Below are 24436 nucleotides of genomic sequence, written 5' to 3'. Positions count from 1 at the left end.
AATCACTTGGCGTGTGTATTCCAATATGCTTGCATTAAAACAAACATAGTTTTACACCAGAGATAAATATACCATAACTATTATAGCCAATCAAGGATTATTATAAGCATTGCGGTGAAATTTTATAATCAATTCCGCCTCTGTTTGACCACAATCTAATTCACGTGCAATCTCTTCTACTGTCATTCCCTTAGCATAGTGATGCAACACCTGTGCTTCCAGTGACATCTCCGGCTCTTGTGAAATTGGAGCAGTCTGCGATTTTCCAGTCTCTATTGGGGTTGATTCAACCGTCTGTATATGATTGTTTCCCTGTTTGGTTGTATGGTTACTCTGCTTCTTTTCATCGGCCAATGTTGCTTCAAGATGGCGATTCTCTTCACGTATTGCTTCTAAATAGCCTGACAGTTGTTCAGATAAATCATTATGCCGCTCGTTTTTTATTGATTGCAATTGCTTAGCCAGATTGAAAATCACAACAAATGTTATCAGGTGCGCCAATAAACTTATAAATAATAAGATTGCCATCGAAAAACCTCTCTATCCACGATTATCAACTTTCCAACTAGCGTAGTGAATGTCCGGCTATCTTCATTTTCTCAAGTTTTATGTGTTCATTTCCAGGCTGCGAAAGTTGAATAAAGTTACTAGTCTATTCCCGGATTGTCTTGTATTTTCAGAAGCGTTTTTCTTAATTTGAAAATAGCCTTCCGGTGTATTTGTGAAATCCTTGAAGTTGTCAATTCTAGAACATGGCCAATTTCTGTAAAGGTTAGTTCTTGATGATAAAACAGACTGACTACCAGCTGTTCTTTCTCTGTCAGATACCTGATACTGTCCGCCAGCTCTGCATTCCGCTCCGCTTGAAGCATACGTTCATCAGGTGAACCGGACGAATCATCAGGTATAGTGTAGCCAATTCCTTCCTTATATTCATGCTCCTGTTGTTTGGTTTTTTCCTCGATGGACAATACATTCGCTATCAGCTGATCGCGCGTGCGTTCCTCGACCTCTTCAGTTGACATCTGAAGCTTTGCAGCAATTTCTTCCGCTGTTGGTTCGCGCTGGTAGTATTGCTCCAGTTCCTGCGCTGCCCGTTCAATTTTTTTCGTTTTTTCTCTGATGGATCTTGGTAGCCAATCCTCATTGCGAAGCCCATCCATGATGGCACCACGAATCCGGAATGATGCATATGTATCAAATTTAAGGTTTCGATTGTGCTGAAATTTATTCAGTGCATCATATAATCCTATCATTCCAAAACTTTTTAAATCATCATTACTTACATAATTTGGAAGGTTACCGGAAATTCGTTCAACATGGTAACTTACCAGATACATATATTGTTCAATCAAACCGTTCGCGGCAGTCTGATCATTATGATGCAACCAATTTTCCCATAAAGTTTGCACGAGAGGAGATCTGTTTGTCGCCATTATATCAACTCCCCTTTCACGATTAAATAATAGAATCACCATGATGGACGGTTCGTATGTTCAAGTTACTCGTTCGTGGATCAAATTCAATTGTCCGACCACAATTCCCACCGACGTCCAACGCTACAACAGGTATGTGGTAATGACTAAGTTGTTCCTGTACCGCTTCCACATTCCTAGATCCGATTTGCATGAGGCCATTGGATGAGTTATTTGGAAACATTTGCGCACCTCCGGCTATTTTTGCTTTTAACACATGTTTTCCAGCACCGGATTGGTATAGTTTTTCAACTAAAGCAGCAATGGCGGTATCAGCATATTTTAATTCATTCATCCCTTCCTTTTTAGCGAAACTGGAATCAGGAAGCATGACGTGTGCCATGCCGGCCAGTTGTTTAAGTGAATCATAGATGACGACACCTACGCAGGAACCGAGTCCAGAGGTTCGTATTGTTTCTGGTGCTTTTACCAGTTGCAGATCGGCAATCCCAACACGGACAACATGACGACTGTCACCCATTGCAAGTCATCCCGACTGATTTTATAAATTCATTGAAAGACCCAGGGTTGGGCAAGAAAAGAAAATGGCCGTTCATCCCGTTAGTAACATCACTGGTACTGATTTCCGTATCCATGATAATTGCAAAATCCGTATGTGGTGATACTTCAATCAAGCCATGAGACAGCATTGCACCAGCCATGTCGATTGTCACAGATGGAATAGACGGCCTGATTGACAACCCTGTAAAATCCGATAAAGCTGCTACGTAAGCACAGATAATCATATTGCCGGCTTCCTCGAGTGCGGATTGTGTCAATTCATCCATCCGTCCAGTCTGTAATCGTAAGAATGGTTGATCTGTCATCTTTCTCAAAAAAGTTTGTGCATCATCCAGATTAAGAATAAAGAAAACTTGACCACCAACCTCGCCTGAAACAGTAACCATCATTCCGGCAACTGGGGCATCCGGACCCCCAAAAAGGTCCATCACCTGTTCAAAAGGCAACATATTGACCGATGGTATCTGCATCTCTACTTTCTTATCAATCAGTCGGGACATAGATGTGGCAGCATTCCCTGCGCCAACATTCATGACCTCCCGCAGAACATCAATTTGTGCTTCCGACAAATCATTATTACGTTTCATGTAATCATTCCCTATATATTTTTAAACTAATCGGAGTGGCTCTATGTTTTCATCACGCTAGCAATGCACTTCCCCATTTCCTTTACAGAGGCAATGTGATCTACATAACCGGTTTCCATTGCTGCTTTAGGCATCCCATAAATAGTTGCCGATGATTCTGACTCAGCCAGGACCACAACATTTGGATCATTCTTTTTTAATGCATATATTCCATTTGAACCATCCGACCCCATTCCGGTCAATACAACAGCGATTTTATTGATGTTTGACAACCGGGCCATCGATTCGAAAAGGATATCAACGGACGGACGATGACCATGTCTAACATGTTCCCGCGTCAGTTCAATAACATGTTTCATCCCGGAATGTCGTACTTTCATGTGGTAGTCTCCTGGAGCAATATAGGCAGTGCTTGGCTGAATCACTTCACCATGTACAGCTTCTTTCACATGGATATCAACAATTGTGTCCAACCGTTTTGCTAATGAATATGTAAACCCCGCCGGCATGTGCTGAACAATTAGTATGGGAGACGACACACCTTCAGGAACATGAGCCAGCATTTCTTGTAATGCCTTTGGACCCCCCGTTGAGGCGCCAATTCCAATAATTGTTTGACTATACATTCCAGAACCACGCTTAGTTGTAACCTCGTGGGATTTTGTATATGGTTTGTACGAAACATGTACCTGCGAAGCCGCAGCAACTTTAGTGATTATCTCTTCCTTCAACGTTTCCATATCTAGTGAAACTGATGCTGATGGTTTGACTATGAAATCGACTGCCCCCATGGCAATGGCCTGCGTTGTTTTTAGAGTCTCTTTCTCAGTCACACCGGACAACATGACCACTGGGGTGGGGATAGTTGTCATTATCTCTCTTAATATAGGCACCCCATCCATTAAAGGCATTTCAATATCAAGGATAATAACGTCAGGACGCCACCTATGAATCTTTTTAAGTGCATCTTTCCCATTTGTGGCTGTAGTAACTACCTCAAGCCGGTCATCACTTGACAATATATCGGTTATCATTTTACGCATAAATGCGGAATCATCAATGACTGCAACACGAATTGGTTTCATTGGTTTACCTCTTTAGCATTAGCTTTTTTAATTTTTGTACAAACGATACGGATGGCTGTTTTCTCGGGATTGATGCTTCAGATAAAATATTGGCAGCAATCTGTTTTGTTGCTATGGATACAGCTGTCTTTCCGTTTAAAAGGATATAAGGGGTTTGCCGAATAACAGCATCAGAAACTACTTGATCATCCGGTAGTATCCCGAGCTTTCTAACATCTACTTTCAAGAACTGCATAATTACGCGACGGAATCGCTCTAGAGCTCGCTCTCCCTTTATAACTGATGGGGCACGGTTCATTACGACGGAAATGGGCAATTCCGGATGGTTATTTACAATATGCTTAATCATACCGTAAGCATCTGTAATGGACGTTGGCTCCGGGGTGGTGACAATGATGCACTCATCAGAGGCAAGTATGAATGACAGACTGTCCAATGTCACTCCAGCACCCATATCAAAAATAATATAATCATATAAATCCACAAGCGCTTCATACTGTTGAAAAAAATACTCCCGGTTATCCGGTTCCATGGTAAATAGATCATTCAATCCTGACCCCGCTGCAATATAGGCAAGTCCACGTGGACCAATTTGGATCATTTCATCAATTGGCAGTCGTTCGGCAAACATGTCTACAATCGTTTGATCGACGTCCATACCGAGTAAAATATCAATATTCCCCATCCCTACATCAAGGTCAAACAACAGTACACGTTTATCATGCTTTATTAACTCAAGTGACATATTCAATGCCAGATTCGACTTCCCAACACCACCCTTACCACTTGCCACCGCAATCGTCCTCGCTGTTTTCGGATGATTTGCAGCAGCCAGCTTTCGTCTAAGCCGTTCTGCCTGATCACGTATCACAATAATCACCTAAGATGTAATCACTTATTACTTCGGGGGAAGCTTCAATGATGTCATCGGGTACGTCTTGGCCGTTTGTTATAAACGCAACGCCTGCGCTTTTCTTTAAGGCGACGTTCGGTATGCTGCCGAATTGACGTGTTTCATCTGCCTTTGTGAAAATAATCTTTTTAATCGGTAAATGGTCGAATTGATTGTATATTTCCATGATGTCATTCGATTTAGCTGTAAGCGAAAGTACTAAATATGTTTCAATTGATTCTTGAAAATGAACAATCTCTTTAAGTTCCTGTACATATTTTTTATCCCGAAAATTCCGTCCAGCTGTATCTACCAAGATTAAATCAAAGGATGCAAATTCCCGTATCGCAGTCTGGTAGTCCTCTGCATTATACGCAATTTTCAGCGGTACATTGAGGATACTGGCATAAGTCTTCAATTGTTCAACAGCTGCTATTCGGTATGTGTCTGCTGTAACCAGTGCCACCCGTTTTTTATATGTCAGCACATTGGATGCGGCAACTTTTGCGATCGTTGTTGTTTTACCAACGCCGGTAGGCCCGACAAATTGAATGACTTTACCGTCATTGGAGATGCCATCAAATCTGACTGCACCTAATCGGCTTTCCAGCTCACATCTTGTATCGTGCCAAATCGTTTCGTAGACGGGAGCCGTATTATTTTTCGTTGTGTGCTTATCGATGACATTGTCTATAATTTCTTTAGCTAAATCGGCGTCGATTTCCTGATTCAACAAATGGTCATACACTTCTTGATAATCCACCGGGTAACTGAATTGTTCTTTCGCCTGTTCTTTCACAAGATTCTTAAGTTGCCTTATTTCACTAATAACGTGATCTTCAGCTTGTCGATTCTTTGCGGCAGCAGGTCGAGTGACCACTTCCTGTTTTTTGTCTGGCTTAGGCTGGGGATCGAGTGCGGCAATAACTTCAATGTTCCTTTTTTTAAACAGGCCAAGGAATCCGCTTTTCTTTTCGACCTCTCTTGAATTCAATATGACAGCTTCCGTACCAAGTTCTTGTCTTATTTTTTTCATAGCTTCCGGCATTGTTGGTGCCACATATTTTTTTACCTTCATGCAACATTCACCACCCCGACGCTTTGTACATTCACGTTTGCTTCCAGTTCATTATACGACAGCACTGCCACATGCGGCAGAAAACGTTCCAAGAGCTGTTTCAAATACATTCGGATTGCAGGCGAGCATAATACGATTGGCGTCTCTTCCTGTAATGACAACTTTTCAGCCTCTTCATGGATCGTCGTTACAATCGTTTCCTGTGACTGTGGGTCTAGTGCCAAATAGTTACCATATTCCGTCTGCTGAATGCTTTCGGCGATTAATTTTTCAACTTTTCCTGATACGGTAATCACATTCAATTTCGAATCATCACCAGCATATTGTTTGGTGATCTGTGACGCCAGTGCCTGTCTAACATATTCAGCAAGTAACTCAGTGTCGTTGGTCATCCTGCCGAAATCTGCCAGTGTTTCAAAGATAACCGGCAAGTTCCGTATCGAGATACTTTCACGGAGTAGTTTCGCAAGCACTTTTTGTACATCACCAACAGATAACGGTTCCGGTGTAACTTCTTCGGCAAGAATTGGATAGCTTTCCGATAAATGATCGATTAGCTGTTTTGTCTCCTGACGGCCCAATAGAAAATGGGCATGCTGTTTAATCACTTCCGTCATATGGGTGGAAACAACTGATGGCGGGTCCACGACAGTAAACCCTGCCAATTCCGCTTCGTCTTTATCTTCTTCACTGATCCATTTAGCTGGCAATCCGAATGCAGGCTCATTTGTGTCAATGCCATCAATTGTATCATCGTCCATATCAGGGCCCATAGCTAGATAATGGTCCAGCAGCAGTTCACCTGAAGCAACTTCATTCCCTTTTATTTTCAGACGGTACGCGTTGGGCTCGAGCTGGATATTATCACGTATCCTTACAACAGGTACAACGATTCCGAGTTCGATTGCTAGCTGCCTTCTGATCATGACTACACGGTCAAGCAAGTCCCCACCCTGATCGGCATCAACCAATGGTATAAGCGCATACCCGAACTCAAACTCGATTGGGTCCATATTCAGTAGGTCGATAACATTTTCAGATGATTTCATGGACGATGACTCCATTTGCTCCTCTTCTTCGACATCCGGTTCCTCCGGGGTGTTCATCTGCTGCAATAGTGCAAATCCCCCTAAGCCCAGACAGGCCGCAATAGCGGTTGTTAAGAAGAAGTTAATTGGTGTCAGCCCAAGCAGGAAAATGGTCCCCGCTGCAATGAACAAAAGCTTAGGGTATTGCAGCAGCTGCCCGGACACATCACTACCCAAATTACCTGTCGTCGTTGTTTTCGTGACGACAATACCGGTAGCAGTCGCAATTAATAATGCAGGCATCTGACTGACCAGCCCATCACCGACAGTCAAGCGCATATACGTATTGACTGCCTCCATAAAAGTAAAATCCATCTGGACCATGCCAATAATCAATCCGAATATAATATTAATCAGTACAATAATAATGCCCGCAATTGCGTCTCCTTTGACAAATTTACTCGCTCCGTCCATTGCTCCATGGAAATCGGCTTCATTCTCCACTTTTTCGCGACGTTCTTTTGCCTGTTGCTCGGTTATTAGCCCAGCGTTTAAATCTGCGTCAATGCTCATTTGTTTCCCTGGCATGGCATCCAAGGTGAACCGTGCTGCTACTTCCGAAACACGTTCCGAACCTTTTGTGATTACCAGAAATTGAATGATGACCAAAATCACGAAAACAACAAACCCAACTAAGGGGCTATTTCCTATAACAAATGATCCAAATGTATCAATTACACCACCGGCATCAGCTTTCGACAGTATTGATCTTGTCGTGGAGACGTTCAATCCTAGCCGGAACAAGGTCAAAAGCAATAAGAGTGACGGAAATATGGAAAATTGCAGCGCCTCCTGTGTATTCATGGACACGAGAATCACGATAAGTGCTAGGGAAATATTGCAGAGAATAAGTATACTCAAAAGCCAGCCCGGTAATGGGATGACAAGCATGATAATAATTAAAATAACCCCTAGCAGTACAGATAAGTCGCGTGCTTTCATGATTGGTGACTCCCCTTATTGCGTTCAAATTCGAATTTCTGCGCTTACGTCTTTGTCTTCGTAAATTCCGGACCCTGATAGTTGAGATATCATTCCTAAATTTTTTTCTCCAGCCTGTATACATAAGCCAATATTTCGGCGACTGCCTTATAAAATTCTTCCGGTATGACATCACCGATTTCGACAGCATCGTAAAGCGACCTTGCCAATGGACGGTTTTCCATCGTGACGACTTGATTTTCTTTCGCCACCTCTTTTATCCTAAGCGCAATATAGTCGGTTCCTTTAGCAACAATATATGGAGCGGATGCCTCAGCCTCATCATATTTTACGGCAATAGCATAGTGGGTAGGGTTGGTGATCACCACATCCGCTGACGGCACTTCGCTCATCATCCGCTGAGTCGCCATATCACGCTGTCTTTCTTTCATTTTTGATTTTATTTGCGGATCGCCCTCCATATTTTTATGCTCATCCTTGACATCTTTTTTAGACATTTTAATGTTTTTCTCAAAATCATATTTTTGATAGGTATAATCCAAAATAGAAAGGAAGAGCAGTGCAATCGCAGCGGAAATCCCCATCGTAATGGTGGTCTTACCGAAAAAGCCAATTGCATTCTCAGCTGTCTTGAATGCAAGCATCATCATTTCGTCTTTATTAATCCAGATGACGAAAAAGGTGATGGCCCCGATAAAAGCGATTTTCAAAAGTGACTTCACCAGCTCAACCAATGCCCGGGCCGAAAACACTTTTTTGGCTCCCTGAATAGGGTCAATTTTTTTGAGGTCCATTTTCAACGGTTCCCCCGTGAACAGAAACCCAATTTGTGTAAAATTAGACACCAACCCCGCTACAATCGCAATAGCCATGATAGGTGCTAGAATTTTTGCCATTTCAGTGGTTGATTCTACAAGTAACTGATTGACCGAACCGACTGTCACATCCCATTGAATATATTCCGTAAACGACTGCCGAAAAAGAGCAGTCAAATTATTTTTTATAAAACTTCCGGAAACAAACAGAATGAGAAAACACAACAACAATAACACCGATGTATTAATATCTTGGCTTTTGGCCACTTTTCCTTTTTTTCGTTCATCCTGGCGTTTTTTTGGTGTGGCTTTTTCTGTTTTTTCTTCCGCTCCCGCAAAGATTGCAAATCCAATGTTAATCCCAAATCAAGTACCCCCGAACAATTGCATTAAATCACGCATAGCAGTGAACATCGTCCCAAACAACTTTTCCGTCAGTGTGATGTACAGTCCGAGAAAAATAAAGATAATAATAAAACTAACCAAGATCTTCAACGGTAAACCGACGACAAACACGTTCAACTGCGGTACGGTTCGGGCGATAATACCAAGGGCAACATCAACCAAAAACAAGCAGCCGACAATCGGGATGGCCATTTGAAAGGCAACCAAAAACATTTGATTGAAGGTTGTAATGATAAACGTGGCCATCGATTCTTGATGAATGGGAATAAATTCACTCACCGGGATCATTTTATAACTAAAATAGATTCCGTCTATTAACAAATGATGGCCATTGACCGATAATAGAAATAACAAAGCAAAAATATACAAATATTGTCCTGTCAGTGGGCTTTGAGCTCCGGTCTGCGGATCAATAACATTAGCAATAGCAAATCCCATCTGAAAGTCAATAAAACCGCCGGCAATCTGGACGGCTGACAATATAATATAAGCTAGTAAACCGATCAAAAGCCCAACAATTATTTCCTTAACAAGTAATACAACATACACCCCATCAATTGGAACAACTGCGGCATCAACAGCATAATACATGGTAAGTGCTAGAAAAAATGCAAAACCAATTTTAAACGGTGTTGGAATGGTCCGATACGAAAATAATGGAAGAACAACGAAAAATGCTGCAATCCGTAGAAAAATTAGTAAAAACACAGGAATGGCGGATAAATTAATCAACGCAGCCATTAGCTACCTGTGAACTGATTCAAGTTTTGATATAAGTCTACGGTGAACTCAATCATATGTGTCAGCATCCACGGCCCAAAAAAGACAATTCCAACCAATACGGCAATAATTTTAGGAATGAAAGCCAATGTCTGCTCCTGAATCTGTGTTGTTGCCTGAAAGATACTCACCAAAAGCCCAACTGCCAATGCCAATAGGAGTATCGGACCTGAAATAAGCAAAATGATATAAACGCCTCTTTCGGCAATCGTTAAAACAAACTCACTGCTCAAATCACAACACCTGCCTTAAAAACCTTGCAATAGTGACTGAGTAATTAAATACCACCCATCCACTAGCACAAATAATAGAATTTTAAACGGTAACGAGATCATGACAGGCGGAAGCATCATCATTCCCATGGACATCAGAATACTTGCCACGGCCATATCAATGATTAAAAATGGTATAAAAATCATAAAACCCATTTGGAACGCGGTTTTCAATTCACTAATGGCAAAAGCCGGCACTAATGTAGTAATCGGAATGGTTTCCACGCTCTCCGGCTGATCCATCCCTGAATAATCAATGAACAGCTGCAAATCTTTCTGTCTCGTATGTTCTGCCATGAAATCCTTCATAGGCGCACTTGCCTTTTCATAGGCCTCATCAAGTGTTATCTCTTCATTAAATAACGGCTGCAACCCTTCATCATATACTTCCTGGAACGTGGGAGCCATGATAAAAAATGTTAAAAACAACGCCAGTCCAATTAAGACCTGATTTGGCGGTGTTTGCTGGGTTGCAAGTGAGGTGCGGACAAACGACAATACAATAACAATACGGGTAAAACTCGTCATTAGAATTAAAATGCTTGGTGCAAGTGATAAAACCGTAAGCAAAAGCAGTAACTGAACGGAAGTTGACACACTAGAAGGATCGGAACCTGAAAACATATCTATAAACTCATTCATGCTAATCGTCCTTCTCGCTTCTCCGGCTGATTATCGTTCGCCGGGTGCGCCTGAGTTTTTCCAGTTCCGCTGAAAACAGCTGCCTGAATTCATTTGTTGGCTTGTTTGTATCATGACCACTATTTTTCTGCTGGAATACCGATTTCCATAGTGAGGATGGATCAGACGCTTTTGTATGTTCATTACCCAGCAATTCCTTTTTCTGTTCTTCATCCGTTACTTCCTGCAGCAGTTCAACATTATCCCCTACACCTACTACATATACTTTCTGGCCAATTCGAACGAGCTGAATGGATTTGTTAGGTCCAACACTGATCCCCCCCACATTTTCAAGTGTTTTCGCTTGTGGGAACAACTTGTTGCGTTTATTGACAAACTTCAACAATCCATATATGAGGCCCAGTACCAATATAAGTGCCAGTGCCATTTTCACCAGACTTATGACAAGTGACCCACTTTTTAAACTGTCATCAGCGGGCGCGTCCTTGTTGCTGTCCGGGTTGTCACGAGCAGGCGCGTCATCCCCCTCGAGACAGTCTTCATCCTGGATGCAATCCTTCACACTTCCCGATGATGCCTGAATAGATTCACTTGTACCCATGGCAAACAAGAGTAATAGCGAACAAATGCTTGCAATGAACTTCCATTTCACATGTCTCACTCATTTCTTAACCTAGCACTTTTCGGATTGCTTCCACAACGCGATCGGATTGGAATGGTTTTACGATAAAATCTTTAGCACCAGCTTTTATGGCATCAATCACCATTGCCTGTTGGCCCATTGCCGAACACATGATGACACTCGCATTTTCATCGATTTCCTTTATCTCTTGCAACGCTTGCAAGCCATCTTTCTCCGGCATTGTAATATCCAACGTGACAAGATCCGGTTTCAGTTCTTTGTAAAGTTCAACAGCCTGATTCCCATCCTGTGCCTCCCCGGCAATTTCATATCCGTTTTTGACCAGTATATCCTTGATCATCATTCGCATAAATGCTGCATCATCAACAATTAAAACCTTTTGTGCCATGTAGTTCTTCCCCCTCGATTTAATTATTTTAGCTTCATGAGCCTGTCGGACTGACTAATAATATCTGTTACCCGGACACCGAAATTCTCATCGATAACAACAACCTCACCCTTAGCAATCAACTTCTTATTCACAAGAATATCGACGGGCTCTCCGGCTAGTTTATCCAATTCAATGATTGACCCGGTAGACAGTTCAAGAATATCTTTAATTGTTCGCTTCGTCCGGCCAAGTTCTACGGACACATTTAATGGTATATCCAAAAGCATATCGAGATTACGTTTTTCATACGGATCAAGGTCTACTTGTTCCAAATTGGAGAAGGTTGCCTGCTGAATGGATGAAGCTGATTGGTTGACATTATCGCCAATATACTGTGTCGTATGTACTTCTCTGTTTTCTTCTCCAGGTGCTTTTCTCGACTCACTCGCTGTTTCTGCAGGCTTTTCAATATCTACCTTGGTTACTGGCTCCTCCTTTACGTCACTAGAACCGGAAGAAGCTTGCATCAGCTGATTAACCAATTGTCTGGCAAATGGAAACGGAATAATCTGCATAATATTTGAATCTATTAAACTGCCTACTTTTAAGTTAAACGACACCTTTACTACATATTCCGCCTCCGATATTTCCTTCTCGTTTCTAACCATTGCTGGGCTTTCTAGGTGGATAGACGGGGGTGAAATATCAACCCGCTTTCCAAAAATAGTAGCCATACTTGTTGCTGCAGTTCCCATCATTTGATTCATTGCTTCCTGTACAGCGCTCAAATGAAGTTCTCCAAGCTCCTGATCCGGTGACGTGCCATCACCACCCATCATGATATCAGCAATAATCGCCGTATCTTCAACTTTCATAACAAGGACGTTTTGTCCGTCAAACCCTTCCGTATAATGGACGTAAATGGTAACATGTTCTCCTTCAAACGCATTATCCAACTCATCACTTGTTATAAGCGATACTTCCGGAGTAGTAATTGCAACTTTTTGGTTCAGAAGTGTTGACAACGTGGTGGCTGAACTACCAAACGAAATGTTACCTATTTCTCCCAGTGTATCTTTTTCAACCTCCGACAGAATTTCTTCCGAGTTAATCGTTTGTTCTTCAGGCTCTTTTTCTTCTTCACCTACTTGTAAAAGTGCATCAATTTCATCCTGGGATAACTTTCCTTCATCCATCGTCGTCCCCCCTTTTCATTTCTTCCAGTACTTGGACCGAGCGCTTATTCTTATAGTTTCCGGGTTGTACATAGAATTTCGGTTCGTCATTAATTTCCAATAATAATGGATCTTCAATTGACTGATTTAATGCAATTACATCGTCTTTGTCCAAATGAAGCAGTTGCTGGACATTAATAGATGTTTCACCGAGTAGCACTTTTGCTTCCACATTTGCGTGCTGAATATTGTTTGTCAATTTCTCGTATGCTTCAGGATCCCTTTCTTTTGCTTCTGTCTGCATCCAATGGTGAACGGATAGATTCGGAATGACCGGTTCCAGCACAATATGTGGAATACATATGTTAATCATGCCGCTTGCTTCCCCAATGGTTGTATTAAGTGAAATAACAATAACTGTTTCGTTCGGAGACACCATCTGCAGAAATTGCGGATTCACCTCAAAATCTTCCAAGACAGGATCGATTTCACTTATCGAGGACCAGGCCTCTCGCAGGTTAACGGCTGCTTTCTCAAAAAGCTGTGACATCAGCATGGTTTCTATTTCAGTAAGATTCTCCACTTTATTCATACTGCTTCCTTTTCCACCGAGCATTCTATCAAGCATCCCATAAGCGACATTCGGACTAACTTCCATTAAGAGCCTTCCATCAAGGGGATGGACACTATAAATGTTCAATATAGTCATCTTTGGAATAGAGCGAATAAATTCTTCATACGGCACTTGATCCACCGACGCAACTGAAATATCCACATGTGTTCTTAGCTGTGCAGAAAAATATGTAGTTAGTAAGCGGGCAAAATTTTCATGGATTCGCGACAGACTCCGTACCTGGTCCTTTGAAAAGCGGAGCGCTCGTTTAAAATCATATACCCGTACCTTCTGCTCTTTTTTTTCCTGTTTTAGTTCATCTGCATCCATTTCCCCCGATGAAATAGCAGATAGCAACGAATCAATTTCACTTTGCGAAAGTACCTCTTCTGCCAAGAAGCCTCACCTCCTAATCGGAGCCTTTGTATTACTACTGTAAAATTTTATTTATCGTGTAGACATCTTTAATGGAACCTTCTGTCATAATCTCGTTCAATTTCAACTGCACTGCGTCCTCCAAATTAGATAACCCTGTTTGAAAATCTTTCTCGTTCATGTTAGCCAGTTCTTTAATCAGGATATTTTTCAACTGGAATTCGCGCTTTTGCAATTCTTTTTTGGCCTTAACGCTATCGGTTATCACTTGAAACTGGATCCGGACAAAACTTCCATCCTGCAAATCTGTCGTTATTTCAGGTGTTTTGTATGATTGTTCGATAACTTCATCGATTGATTGCGCATTCCCACTTCCCTGTCCACCATCTGTGCCATATAATACTGTAATAAGTGCTATTCCGCCGGCCAATAGGAACAGTGACAATGAAACTAGCATTATTTTAAATAATTTACTCACCATCATCACCCGTTTTTTTATAACAGCCATTTAAGCCGATTCGCTGAAAATACGCTGTGGCCATTCGCACGACCTCAGACTCAGCATCTTTCACAACGATTTTCTTCCCATTCACCAATGTGATAGTTGTATCAGGATGTGACTGAATCTGCTCCACCATCAATGCATTCAACATGAAAAATTCTCCGTTTAATCTGGTAAGTTTTATCATATGGTAGCGGGAGTGCCGCAGCTTTAGGACACCCCCTGCCTCCTTAGTCTATCGTTTTAGGTTAACAAGTTCCTGAAGGATTTCATCTGATGTCGTGATAGTCCTAGTATTCGCTTGAAATCCGCGCTGCGCCGTAATCATTTCCGTGAATTCTGATGCAAGATCAACATTGGACATTTCCAGGGCACCACTGACGATGGATGCGACGCCTTCTGAATCAGGCTGAGATAAACCATTATATCCGGCGTTTTCACTGTTCAGGAACAAGTTATTCCCATCTTTTTGAAGTCCTGCTGGGTTAGAAAAATTAGCTAACGCAACTTGTCCGGCAACTTGTGTATTACCATCTGCGTCAATGTAGTTTACAGTTCCATTCGATTGAACACTGAAACTTTGGGCTTCTTCAGGAATTTGAAGTGCTGAGATATTGTCGGTGTCTATCTTATCATCGTTACCCTGGGCAAACCCCATGAGATACATGCCATCCGGGTTGACAATGCTGCCGTTCGAATCTAAATAAAAGTTCCCTGCTCGTGTATAGAAAACACTTGATTCATTTAAATTAATATCATCGATTCCCCCATTCTCACCGGATGCGTCAAAGCTATTGCCATCCCTTTCAATATCACTAGCTACAGCAAACATGCCATCCCCCTCAAGGGCGAAATCTAGTGGGTTATTCGTCGTCTGACGGAAACCTTGTGTGTGAAGGTCATCGATGGTTCCCGTCTGTGAACCTAAACCTACTTGTGACGGGTTCACACCACCACGCGTATCGGTCGCGCCTTGTGCACCTGAAGTCATCTGACTCATCAAATCCTGAAATGTCACCCTACCCTTTTTAAACCCTGTCGTATTAACGTTGGAAATGTTGTTACCGATGACATCTAATTTTGTCTGGAATCCTTTCATACCGGAAATGCCAGCATACATGGAACGTAACATAATCTATCTCCCCTTTAATAGTTTTGTTATTGATTGTTGCTGTTTCTGTCGATCAACAGCATTCGGCCTCCTGTAAGGTCCAGCCTACGCATCAATCAGAATGGTGCCATTAATATTCGTAAAAATTTTACTCGTTGCCTCTTCTTTATTCATTGCCGTTATGACCGTGTTATTTTTTGTGTTCACAAGCAATGCCGCGTTATCAGTTAGAACAAGTGAATCGGTTACACCTTTTTTTCTTGCATCGTTCATTTTTTCTGAAATGGTTTGCCACTGTTGTTTATTAACGATGATGTTCCGTGTGTTCATCCGGTCTTTCGCATGCTTGCTTATCTTCACATCTTGGACATCTTTCAACACATCTTTAAAACCTGTTTCTGTTTTCGGTTGCTGCGTTTTTTTAACAGATGGCGCGATAATCGGATGGCGCTGTAATTGGTGTATACGGTGATCCATATTAATCACTTCCTCCAGATCCGGAACTCACATCCGGATTCACCGTCGCATCTATCTGATCGTCCGGTTCGCTGACCCGTGTGAGGGCACCTGCCTTAATGTCTGTCCCATTTTCAAGACTCAGGATAGCTTGTCCTTTGTCCTGACTGACAGCGACGACATTACTCGTTTCGATATCCAGTTTTTCCCCTGTCTCGTTATCATATCTTTGATAAGAGATTTCCTTTCCAATCAAATTACTGTATTGCATAATCGGCGAAACTGTCTGATTTTGCACCAGTTTATCGATGGAATTCGTCATATTCATCATTTGTTCCAATGACGAGAAAGAAGCCATTTGTGATATGAATTCATTGTTTTTCATTGGGTTTGTCGGATCCTGATTTTGCAACTGTGTCATTAAAATCTGAATAAATTCGTCTTTACCAAGATTAGGGCTCGGAACCCGTTCGGCTGGCTTGTTATGCAAATATAGTGATGAATCAATGGAAGTCATCGTTTCCATCTATACCTCCTCATTTAGTAAAACCTCTTGAAAGTACGAATCAAAATCATCTTCATTTTGTTGTTCATCGTCTTGCTCGGAATGATTACCACTTTCCTGGTTATGTTCGCCCATTGGCTGCTCTCCTTGCTCTTGCTCAAACATTTGAGTATGCTGGGTCACCATTTCCTGCTTTTCCACTGTAACCTGATGTGGTGAAAACATATGTTTTAGTTGATGCATATTTGATTCAAGCATGTCTTTTGCAGCAGCAGATGTGACAAGAATTTTAACTGTCATTTCACCATTCATTTGGGTTAGTTTAACCGTCATATCACCCATATTTTCAGGCCGTAATGTAATATTTAACTGTGTTGTGCCATTTTGCATCGAAGAAAAGCCGCTCGTGCTCATAACCTTCTGGAACTGCTCGACTAATTGCTGATCAGCTGGCTTAGCCTGATTTGCCTGGTTCATGTGAATGATGAATTGTTCGGTCTTTGACATCGGAATAGACGATGTGAATGATCCAGCTTGCTGCTTTGCGGGCGAAAGCGTTTCTTCACGCTGAGAAGTCCCCCTGATTATGTTTTGCCAAGGGTGGCGAAAGTTTGAAACGTTATCCGTTTTCCCCTGACTATTCAAAGCATGTTGCAGCCATTTTGCCACATCGGCGACAGTTACTTTAGCATTTGTGTTGTACTGCTGTTTTGCAACAAGTTTATTTCGCTTTTGGAAAGCTTGAACCAGTTCTCCCCACATTACCTGCTCCTTTGTAATGCCTTTAGGAAGGACAATTTCACCTGCTTGATGCGTGCTTTTTCTATTTAACGCAGTCCACTGCTCCAATAATTTTAGCAATTCCGGCGCAGCCCTTCTGATACTTTGGTGATCTGTGAGTTGTGCTAATAACTTTTCGGCTTTTGCAGCTAGTTCAGATGTTTCCGTGTTTGTTTTCGCATGGATTTGTCCGGATGACTGCATCTTCATGGGAACAATATTTTGCTCATCCTCTAATGAAACAACTTTACTTAATTGTCTCGTCGTCAACGGTTGCAGTACTATTTCAAGTTCCTCAGTCACATCTTTTTCAGAAACATCTTTTTTCTTCAGTATAGTGATTTTGTCAGCTGCTTTCTCCAACTCTTTCTCGACATCTTTATCAAGTGTCTGCTCACCAATACCGACATTGTTTACTGCCGTCTTTAACAATTCCACGATTTCCTCTTTCGACAGATCGTCGGTTAATAATTTCTCCATCACGTCAGTCCCATTAAGCATACCGAGCAAAAAAGATGTGTCCTGACCTTCTCCTTGACTATCCATGCTGACGCTGTAATGTGTTATTAAATCTTGGAAATCGACTGGCTTCTCATCTCCCCCGGTTGGTGGTCGGTCATTGTTCTGCTTGTTAGAAGTTGAGCATAGCATCATTTGCTGAACTATCATTCCGACTGTGTTCAATCTATCACCCCCTTTCAAGACTCTGTTTTTCTATGGACGATTCATAAATTGCTGTGTTATATCCGCAGCGGTATCCGGTGCCATTGCCTCCAGTATTTCACCACGCACGTCGCTTGATAAATTTTCCAGAATAGTTATCGCCAGCGGCTGTTCCATATTCTGCAGAATCTGTGCAGCTCGTTCGTTATCCATATCCGTAAATGAAGATGAAATGGCTTGTATGTAATCAGTCCGGGAAGTTGATTTTTCTTTTTCGCTCAATGTCTTATTTTTATTTTTAAGTTTTTCCATTTTTTGCTCCATCTCATCAATAGTAGATTTCAAATCAGCAATCTGTCTGTTCAATGCTTTTACTTCATCCTCTTTATTAGCAACCTCCTCTTGCAGTTCTTCATTCCCATGTTGTTCACGCTGTTCTTGATCCATGTCAATCATTTTAGATACACCCGGGATATTGCTCCCGGTCTGTTTCGCCCATCCGGCTACATCGACGCCGGCTATCGTGAAAGCAATAACGGCTATGATTGCAACCGTGATGAATGGGAGGACAATAGCAAATAGAAACCATAGGAGCGGGTTGCTTTTCTTTTTTTGGTCAATATTTTTCGAGGCCATATCATTCACCTGGTTTCCGGTTTACATACTGTTGAATTGATATTTCATCCATTGATGTATTTTCATACTTTTTCATGCGTTCCTTCGTTTGTTCATCGCGGTGTTCAATAATCTTCTCGAACTTTTTCACTTCTACATACGCGTCGTTAAGCCATTGTTGTTTCTGTTCCATTTCATTTCGTGCTGTTTGGAGTTCTTGTTGTAGTGCCATAATCTGTCTATTCAATCGCTCCATGTAAACAGCCTGTTCCCTTATCCTGTCAATTGGCGCCGTCTCCTGCATATAGCTGTCATAAGAGTGTTCCGCTTCCTCTTTTGTTCGAAGCAAGTGGTATAGCTGTGTTGCTGTTGTCTCAAAAACGTCCACGGCTGTCTTATAAGATTGTTGGGCATTTTGTTTCTCATTTTCGCGTATATGTAAAATCTTGGATAATGTAACTGTCTCAGCCATCATACTCCCCCATTAACCAACTGCTGCATTTCGGCGATTGACGCTTCCAGGGTATTGCGTTCATGAACATCTTGCCGTAAAAAAGATTGGATTTTTGGATTATAGGTAATCGCCTTGTCAATTTCCTGGTTCGTTCCGCGTTTATAAGCGCCTATTTGAATCAATTCGCTATTCTCTTCGTAGCGAGCCATTAAGTTCCTTACTTGTTTTGCTGCATCCAAGTGTTCTTTACTTGCAATGTTATTCATAACTCTACTAATCGATTTCAGGACATTTAACGCGGGAAAATGCCCTTGCTCGGCCAATTTACGGTCAAGGACAAAGTGGCCATCCAATATCCCCCTTACCGTGTCAGCTATTGGTTCATTCATATCGTCACCATCAACAAGAACAGTATAAAAAGCGGTAATGCTGCCATCCTTACTCGCCCCCGTCCGTTCCAGCAATTTAGGAAGGGTCGCAAATACTGATGGCGTATATCCTTTCGTCGTTGGTGGTTCCCCAGTAGCCAAGCCGACTTCACGCTGTGCCATCGCAACCCGTGTCACTGAATCCATCATTAAGTTCACCTGAAAGCCCTGATCTCTGAAGTATTCGCTAATGGCAGTTGCGGTATAGGCACCTTTAATTCGCATTAAAGCAGGCTGATCAGAAGTAGAAACGACAACGATTGATTTTTTTAGCCCTTCCTCCCCAAGATCTTTGTCAATAAATTCCCGAACTTCACGGCCACGCTCTCCTATCAGGGCAATCACATTAATGTCTGCGTTACTGTTACGGGCGATCATACCGAGTAACGTGCTTTTTCCGACACCACTTCCAGCAAAAATGCCAACCCGCTGTCCCTTTCCTACCGTCAAAAGTGCATCAATCGATTTAATACCTACTTGAAACGGTTCAGAAATTGGCGGGCGTGCCAACGGATTGGGCGGCGACTGTTCTGTTAAACGTCTTGCCAACCCTCTGGGAAGACGCGATCCATCCAAACATTCCCCAAGCGAATCTACTACTTTTCCAATCAACCCTTGACCAATTTTAACCGTTAAAGCCTTTCCGGTTGATTCCACTAAACATCCCGGACCGATTTCAGCAATCTCCGTATATGGCATCAGGACAATCCGTTCATCACTAAAACCAACTACTTCCGCTGTAATCCGCTTGTTATTAACAGCGTTATAGATCAGGCATACCTCACCAATGTTCGCTTCCGGTCCGAGCGATTCAATCATAAGACCCACCGCACGAAGCACTTTTCCGTAGCGTTTAAAAGTATCCGTCTGCTGTATGGTGTCAATGTATTTTGCTACATGCATTGATCATTCACCACCTTGCTCCAGACTGATTTCGTGCAATGTTTCACGCAGCTGCTGCAATTGCGTATCAATACCGGCTTCTATTTGACCAAAGGAATGTTCAATAAGACAACTGTATTCATCTAATTCCTCGTCGGCATAAACGGTAATTTTCCGGTCATTTTCAAATATGTTTGTAAACTCATCCTTTTGCCTTGTTACCATTTCAAAATTCTCCGGGTGTACGTAAATAGCTATCTCCGAATGATCCTTCAATTCATTCACGGTTTCTCGAACAATCGAAAGAAATGCTTCCGGGTTATCATTGAGTTTCTGGTGTATAATTTTTTCTGCGCATTGGATTGCCAGTTCCAAAATCGCTTCTTCGCTTTGCGCAATCACCGCATGATAATCATTTGTTGCCAAGGAAACAGTGTTATTAGCCTGTTCCACTAAAAGCCTGTATTGTTCAAGTCCCTCTTGCTTACCCTGTTCAAATCCCTGTGCGAAACCTTCTTGGTGCGCCTGTTCCATGTATTGCTGTCTTTCAGCTTCCCATTCAGATTTTGCCGCTTCAATTTCCGCATTTGTCTGTTGCAAAAGCTCGGATTGTTGCTTTTTTATTTGCTCTAACTCATTTTGCGCCCTTGTGATTTCATCATTTATCATTTTTTGTTTTTCTGTCTTTGCCTGATTGGCTTCCGTATCATGTTGCTTATTGCATGTGAGCGGTCTTAGTTTAATCTGTTTTTTCTCTGATAAAAGGGTTTGGCCACGATAGATACTAGACAATGATGTCATCACCTCCACCGCGAGCAATCACAATTTCGCCGACTTCTTCAAGATGGCGAATGGAACCAACTATTCTTGTCTGTGCTTCTTCCACGTCACGCAAGCGAACAGGTCCCATATACTCCATTTCTTCCTTAAACGTTTCTGCCATTCGCTGAGACATGTTTTTAAAGACGATATCCTTCACTTCATCGCTGGCAACTTTCAGAGACAAGCGCAAATCTTCATTGTCGACTTCTCTGATAACTCGTTGGATGGCACGATTATCAAGAACAACAATATCCTCGAACACAAACATTCGTTTTTTGATTTCCTCTGCCAGTTCAGGATCCTGTATTTCAAGCGCATCCAGAATCGTTTTCTCCGTACTCCGATCCACTCCATTCAGCACCTCTACGACAGACTGAATACCACCGGCCTGTGTATAGTCTTCTGTTACCGATGATGACAATTTTTGTTCGAGCACCTGCTCCACCTGGCTAATAATCTCCGGTGATGTCGAATCCATTGTGGCAATCCGTTTGGCGACTTCTGCTTGCATCTCTTGCGGCAATTCCGACAAAATCTGACCCGACTGTTCAGGATTAAGGTGTGATAAGACTAGTGCAATAGTTTGTGGATGCTCATTCTGGATAAAATTAAGCACCTGCTGCGGGTCTGCCTTTCGAGCAAAGTCAAATGGACGCACCTGTAGTGATGCGGTAAGCCGATCAATGATATTGTTAGCCTCTTGGTCACCGAAGGCTTTTTCCAGCACGGTTTTAGCGTAGCCAATTCCGCCTTGGGAAATATAGTCTTGTGCCAACGCAATCTGATGGAACTGCTCAAGCACATCCTCTTTCATATCCGCTTCAACCTTTTTAACTGATGAAATTTCTAGGCTTAATTTTTCTATTTCCTCCTCTGTTAAATGTTTATACACTTGGGCAGACACATCAGGTCCAAGAGAGATTAATAGAATTGCCGCTTTTTGTTTTCCGGTTAGCGTTCCCTGTCGCGCCATGATCATTCACTCCTTAATCATCAGCAATCCAGCTTCTGAGTAGTTTCGCAAAATCCTCAGGGTTGTCTCTGGCCATTTTTTCCAATTGCTTCTTACGTTGTTGTGACGCAGATTCTTCGACATCATCCATGCCCGGTAACGCTGTTTCGACATCAGGAGTCTCCGTTTCAGTAACCGTTTCTGTTTCTTCTTTCCCTTTCCGTCGCCGCAGTAGCATACTGATAAGTAAAATAATGATCACCAGCAACGCCGCCCCGGTTATATATATCCAATATGGTATTGTGGGTACCGGTGGTTTTGGTGTTCCTACCGTTTCACTGAACTCCTGGAAAACGATGGACGTTTTTTCTTGAGGCTGAACTTCCCCGTATTCACCATCAACAGATGTACTGATGATGGAATTTAAAATCGACGCTATACCAGCTTCCACGGTATCCTGCTCCTGGGCTGTCAAGTACTGAACCTCATCATCCTGTTTACCTTTTGCTTCATCGACTGCTACCTGAATCCCCAAGTCACGGATCTTATACGGGCTTTCAACGATTTCTTTACGGACACGGTTATACTCGTTGTTAATCGTTTCTTTAGTTCGTTCATACTCACCGTCTCCGCCCTTATCAGGACTCTGATAATTAGTGTCCTCATCAGTAGGTCCGGGGGTTCCACCAGGTGGCGGGTTTCCTTCATACGTTTCCTGTACACTTTCAATACTGACAGGCAAACCTTTCATGTTTTCCACATCTACTGGTTTGACTAGTTTTTCAACCCGGTTTTCTTTCGTAAAGTCAACATCAGCTGTAACCGAGACAATGACATTTTCCATGCCGACCATTGCACCAAGCATTTGCTGCAGTCGCCGTTTTACGTCACGTTCAATATCTTTTTTTACTCTTTGCTGATACGCGTATGTATCTTGCTGTGCGGCTCCTTTTGCTGTTTCTTCATCAAAATACTCGAAATACTGATTCATAATAGCAATATTATCTTCTTTTAGGTTTGGCACTGCTTTTGACACTAAATGGTGTAGTGATTCGATTTCATTCCCTTTGAATTCGTGGCCGGGTTGTGTATTAATCACAATCGATGCACTTGCTTCTTGTGCTGAGTCGCTAACAAAAACTGGTTTTTCGGGCATATTAATCATCACTCTTGCATCATTAATGCCCTTAACCCCTTTAATCATGTTCGCTAACTCGTTTTGCATTGCATCGAGTTTAATCATATTGAATTCATTATCCGTTATTCCCCAGGACGCATTTTCACTAAAGTACGAATAATCGATGCTGCCACTGTCCGGAATACCCTGTCCAGCAAGATCGACAAGTAAACCATCAACATTGGCTTCTGGCACTGTTACCGTAGTTCCATTGTTTTCCAATTCGTACGGAACACCTCTGGAATCAAGCTCAGCCTTGATTTGACTGACTTCCTGCAGTGACAAATCGTTATACAAAGGAACAAATTTCGAATTAGCGGCAAAAAATATAATGGCAGCAATCAGAACAACAGCGATTCCGGCAGAGCCAATAAAAATTCCTTTTTGACCTTTCGTGCGTGCAGTCCAAAAAGAGGCTGCCGTATCTTTTGTTTTCAGTAGTTTTTCCTTCATGTATTATCCCGCCAAAATTCTATATCTTTTTGTGAAATGATAGAATAACCTGTCCGTTACTACGTTGACAGGACTTCATCAAATTTGCATTCGCATGATTTCATTATAAGCGTCAATGACTTTGCGCTGGACTTGGACAGAAGTTTCCAGTGAAATACTTGCTTTTTGCGCTGTAATCATGACGTCATGCAAATCATTTATCTGGCCCTTAGCCAGCGCCTCCGTCTTTTTATCAGAAGCAACTTGCGTATCATTAACATGCTCAATTGCTGACTGGAGTGTATTGGCAAAATTGCTTTGTGCTTCGTGCGATGACACTGGTGATTTCATTTGGCTGGAATCAGACAGGACTGGCCGGGTGTTGATTCCATTTACAAAAGACTGCATGATTATCTCTTCCTTTCCGTGGAATCACGGTATTATTTACCAATTTCCAACGCTTTCATTAGCATATTTTTACTCGCGTTTAATGAAGTGATATTCGCTTCATATGATCTTGTTGTACTCATTAAGTCAACCATTTCTTTCAACGGATCAACATTTGGCATATGTACATAACCAGCCTCATTCGCGTCCGGATGATTCGGATTATAGACAGTTTTAAAAGGCGTTTGGTCTTCCGTTATTTCAGATACTTTCACCCCTTGACTTGAACTTGCTGCTGAATGAGTAGCTTGTTGAAGGAAAGACTGAAAACTTTCACCTTTTGGCTCCATAACAACCATTTTTCTCCTATATGGTTCGTAATCACCATTTTCGTTCACGGAAGCTCTTGTTGTTTGTGCATTGGCGATATTAGACGAAACGACATCCATTCGTAGGCGCTGCGCAGTCAAAGCACTGCCACTCGTGTTAATAGCATGGAATACCGACATCG

General features: G+C 42.1%; 30 protein-coding genes. All 30 read right to left on the bottom strand.

The genetic code is table 11. From position 1 onward, the window contains the following. Nucleotides 1-90 precede the first annotated feature (90 nt). The 30 genes from FFL34_RS16945 to flgC all read right to left on the bottom strand — a co-directional run bounded on the left by FFL34_RS16945 (nt 91) and on the right by flgC (nt 24434). Nucleotides 91-528, bottom strand: coding sequence for a DUF6115 domain-containing protein (locus FFL34_RS16945; RefSeq protein WP_138604491.1), 438 nt, complete (start codon nt 526-528; stop codon nt 91-93). A gap of 119 nt (nt 529-647) precedes the next feature. Continuing rightward, on the bottom strand, nt 648-1436 hold the full coding sequence (locus FFL34_RS16940; RefSeq protein ID WP_138604490.1) for a FliA/WhiG family RNA polymerase sigma factor: 789 nt from the start codon (nt 1434-1436) through the stop codon (nt 648-650). A gap of 22 nt (nt 1437-1458) precedes the next feature. Further along, a complete protein-coding gene (locus FFL34_RS16935) occupies nt 1459-1956 on the bottom strand; it encodes a chemotaxis protein CheD (RefSeq protein ID WP_138604489.1) in 498 nt (165 codons plus the stop codon). Continuing rightward, on the bottom strand, nt 1949-2584 hold the full coding sequence (locus FFL34_RS16930; RefSeq protein WP_138604488.1) for a chemotaxis protein CheC: 636 nt from the start codon (nt 2582-2584) through the stop codon (nt 1949-1951). The genes FFL34_RS16935 and FFL34_RS16930 overlap by 8 nt, the downstream gene beginning before the upstream one ends. 41 nt (nt 2585-2625) lie before the next feature. Next, nucleotides 2626-3669, bottom strand: a complete 1044-nt coding sequence (locus FFL34_RS16925; protein WP_138604487.1) for a protein-glutamate methylesterase/protein-glutamine glutaminase — start codon at nt 3667-3669, stop codon at nt 2626-2628. A gap of 4 nt (nt 3670-3673) precedes the next feature. Further along, complete coding sequence (locus tag FFL34_RS16920; protein WP_138604486.1) at nt 3674-4540, bottom strand: MinD/ParA family protein; 867 nt, start codon at nt 4538-4540, stop codon at nt 3674-3676. Beyond that, nucleotides 4530-5639 (bottom strand): flagellar biosynthesis protein FlhF, encoded by a 1110-nt coding sequence (flhF, locus tag FFL34_RS16915; RefSeq protein ID WP_138604485.1) that lies wholly within the window; start codon nt 5637-5639, stop codon nt 4530-4532. Before flhF ends, FFL34_RS16920 begins: the two co-directional genes overlap by 11 nt. Next, nucleotides 5636-7669, bottom strand: a complete 2034-nt coding sequence (gene flhA / locus FFL34_RS16910; protein WP_138604484.1) for a flagellar biosynthesis protein FlhA — start codon at nt 7667-7669, stop codon at nt 5636-5638. Before flhA ends, flhF begins: the two co-directional genes overlap by 4 nt. A 95-nt stretch (nt 7670-7764) precedes the next feature. Continuing rightward, complete coding sequence (flhB, locus tag FFL34_RS16905; RefSeq protein WP_138604483.1) at nt 7765-8844, bottom strand: flagellar biosynthesis protein FlhB; 1080 nt, start codon at nt 8842-8844, stop codon at nt 7765-7767. 6 nt (nt 8845-8850) lie between these two features. Then, entirely contained in the window at nt 8851-9630 is a 780-nt protein-coding gene (fliR, locus tag FFL34_RS16900) for a flagellar biosynthetic protein FliR (RefSeq protein ID WP_138604482.1), read from the bottom strand. After that, nucleotides 9630-9902 (bottom strand): flagellar biosynthesis protein FliQ, encoded by a 273-nt coding sequence (gene fliQ / locus FFL34_RS16895; RefSeq protein WP_138604481.1) that lies wholly within the window; start codon nt 9900-9902, stop codon nt 9630-9632. Before fliQ ends, fliR begins: the two co-directional genes overlap by 1 nt. 15 nt (nt 9903-9917) lie before the next feature. Beyond that, complete coding sequence (fliP, locus tag FFL34_RS16890) at nt 9918-10583, bottom strand: flagellar type III secretion system pore protein FliP (RefSeq protein ID WP_138604480.1); 666 nt, start codon at nt 10581-10583, stop codon at nt 9918-9920. A 1-nt stretch (nt 10584) separates the two neighbouring features. Then, a complete protein-coding gene (locus FFL34_RS16885) occupies nt 10585-11235 on the bottom strand; it encodes a flagellar biosynthetic protein FliO (protein ID WP_234031533.1) in 651 nt (216 codons plus the stop codon). Between the two features lie 16 nt (nt 11236-11251). Next, on the bottom strand, nt 11252-11614 hold the full coding sequence (locus FFL34_RS16880; RefSeq protein ID WP_138604479.1) for a response regulator: 363 nt from the start codon (nt 11612-11614) through the stop codon (nt 11252-11254). 23 nt (nt 11615-11637) lie between these two features. Next, on the bottom strand, nt 11638-12792 hold the full coding sequence (fliY, locus tag FFL34_RS16875; RefSeq protein WP_138604478.1) for a flagellar motor switch phosphatase FliY: 1155 nt from the start codon (nt 12790-12792) through the stop codon (nt 11638-11640). Beyond that, nucleotides 12785-13780: a flagellar motor switch protein FliM gene (gene fliM, locus FFL34_RS16870; RefSeq protein WP_138604477.1), complete on the bottom strand. Its 996-nt coding sequence runs from the start codon at nt 13778-13780 to the stop codon at nt 12785-12787. Before fliM ends, fliY begins: the two co-directional genes overlap by 8 nt. 34 nt (nt 13781-13814) lie before the next feature. Continuing rightward, entirely contained in the window at nt 13815-14267 is a 453-nt protein-coding gene (gene fliL, locus FFL34_RS16865; protein ID WP_234031532.1) for a flagellar basal body-associated protein FliL, read from the bottom strand. After that, entirely contained in the window at nt 14230-14448 is a 219-nt protein-coding gene (locus FFL34_RS16860; protein ID WP_138604475.1) for a flagellar FlbD family protein, read from the bottom strand. The genes fliL and FFL34_RS16860 overlap by 38 nt, the downstream gene beginning before the upstream one ends. A gap of 48 nt (nt 14449-14496) precedes the next feature. After that, nucleotides 14497-15393 (bottom strand): flagellar basal body rod protein FlgG, encoded by an 897-nt coding sequence (flgG, locus tag FFL34_RS16855; protein ID WP_138604474.1) that lies wholly within the window; start codon nt 15391-15393, stop codon nt 14497-14499. Nucleotides 15394-15477: 84 nt separating this feature from the next. Next, nucleotides 15478-15849, bottom strand: a complete 372-nt coding sequence (locus FFL34_RS16850) for a TIGR02530 family flagellar biosynthesis protein (protein ID WP_138604473.1) — start codon at nt 15847-15849, stop codon at nt 15478-15480. 1 nt (nt 15850) lies between these two features. After that, complete coding sequence (gene flgD, locus FFL34_RS16845) at nt 15851-16354, bottom strand: flagellar hook assembly protein FlgD (protein WP_318279428.1); 504 nt, start codon at nt 16352-16354, stop codon at nt 15851-15853. Then, nucleotides 16355-17797: a flagellar hook-length control protein FliK gene (locus FFL34_RS16840; RefSeq protein WP_138604472.1), complete on the bottom strand. Its 1443-nt coding sequence runs from the start codon at nt 17795-17797 to the stop codon at nt 16355-16357. Nucleotides 17798-17827: 30 nt separating this feature from the next. Next, a complete protein-coding gene (locus FFL34_RS16835) occupies nt 17828-18412 on the bottom strand; it encodes a magnesium transporter MgtE N-terminal domain-containing protein (RefSeq protein ID WP_138604471.1) in 585 nt (194 codons plus the stop codon). Between the two features lies 1 nt (nt 18413). Then, nucleotides 18414-18863, bottom strand: coding sequence for a flagellar export protein FliJ (gene fliJ / locus FFL34_RS16830; RefSeq protein WP_138604470.1), 450 nt, complete (start codon nt 18861-18863; stop codon nt 18414-18416). After that, nucleotides 18863-20176, bottom strand: a complete 1314-nt coding sequence (gene fliI, locus FFL34_RS16825; RefSeq protein ID WP_138604469.1) for a flagellar protein export ATPase FliI — start codon at nt 20174-20176, stop codon at nt 18863-18865. The genes fliJ and fliI overlap by 1 nt, the downstream gene beginning before the upstream one ends. A gap of 3 nt (nt 20177-20179) precedes the next feature. Beyond that, on the bottom strand, nt 20180-20947 hold the full coding sequence (fliH, locus tag FFL34_RS16820) for a flagellar assembly protein FliH (protein ID WP_171046421.1): 768 nt from the start codon (nt 20945-20947) through the stop codon (nt 20180-20182). Beyond that, nucleotides 20940-21950, bottom strand: coding sequence for a flagellar motor switch protein FliG (gene fliG / locus FFL34_RS16815; RefSeq protein ID WP_138604467.1), 1011 nt, complete (start codon nt 21948-21950; stop codon nt 20940-20942). The genes fliH and fliG overlap by 8 nt, the downstream gene beginning before the upstream one ends. A 13-nt stretch (nt 21951-21963) precedes the next feature. Next, nucleotides 21964-23559 (bottom strand): flagellar basal-body MS-ring/collar protein FliF, encoded by a 1596-nt coding sequence (gene fliF, locus FFL34_RS16810; protein WP_138604466.1) that lies wholly within the window; start codon nt 23557-23559, stop codon nt 21964-21966. Between the two features lie 78 nt (nt 23560-23637). Further along, complete coding sequence (gene fliE, locus FFL34_RS16805) at nt 23638-23946, bottom strand: flagellar hook-basal body complex protein FliE (RefSeq protein ID WP_138604465.1); 309 nt, start codon at nt 23944-23946, stop codon at nt 23638-23640. A gap of 32 nt (nt 23947-23978) precedes the next feature. Beyond that, nucleotides 23979-24434, bottom strand: a complete 456-nt coding sequence (flgC, locus tag FFL34_RS16800; protein WP_138604464.1) for a flagellar basal body rod protein FlgC — start codon at nt 24432-24434, stop codon at nt 23979-23981. Nucleotides 24435-24436 lie beyond the last annotated feature (2 nt).

This window comes from Lentibacillus cibarius, assembly GCF_005887555.1.
GTDB lineage: Bacteria > Bacillota > Bacilli > Bacillales > Amphibacillaceae > Lentibacillus > Lentibacillus cibarius.
Note: the sequence above shows the minus strand (reverse complement) of the source record. Positions and strands in the feature narration are given on the sequence as shown.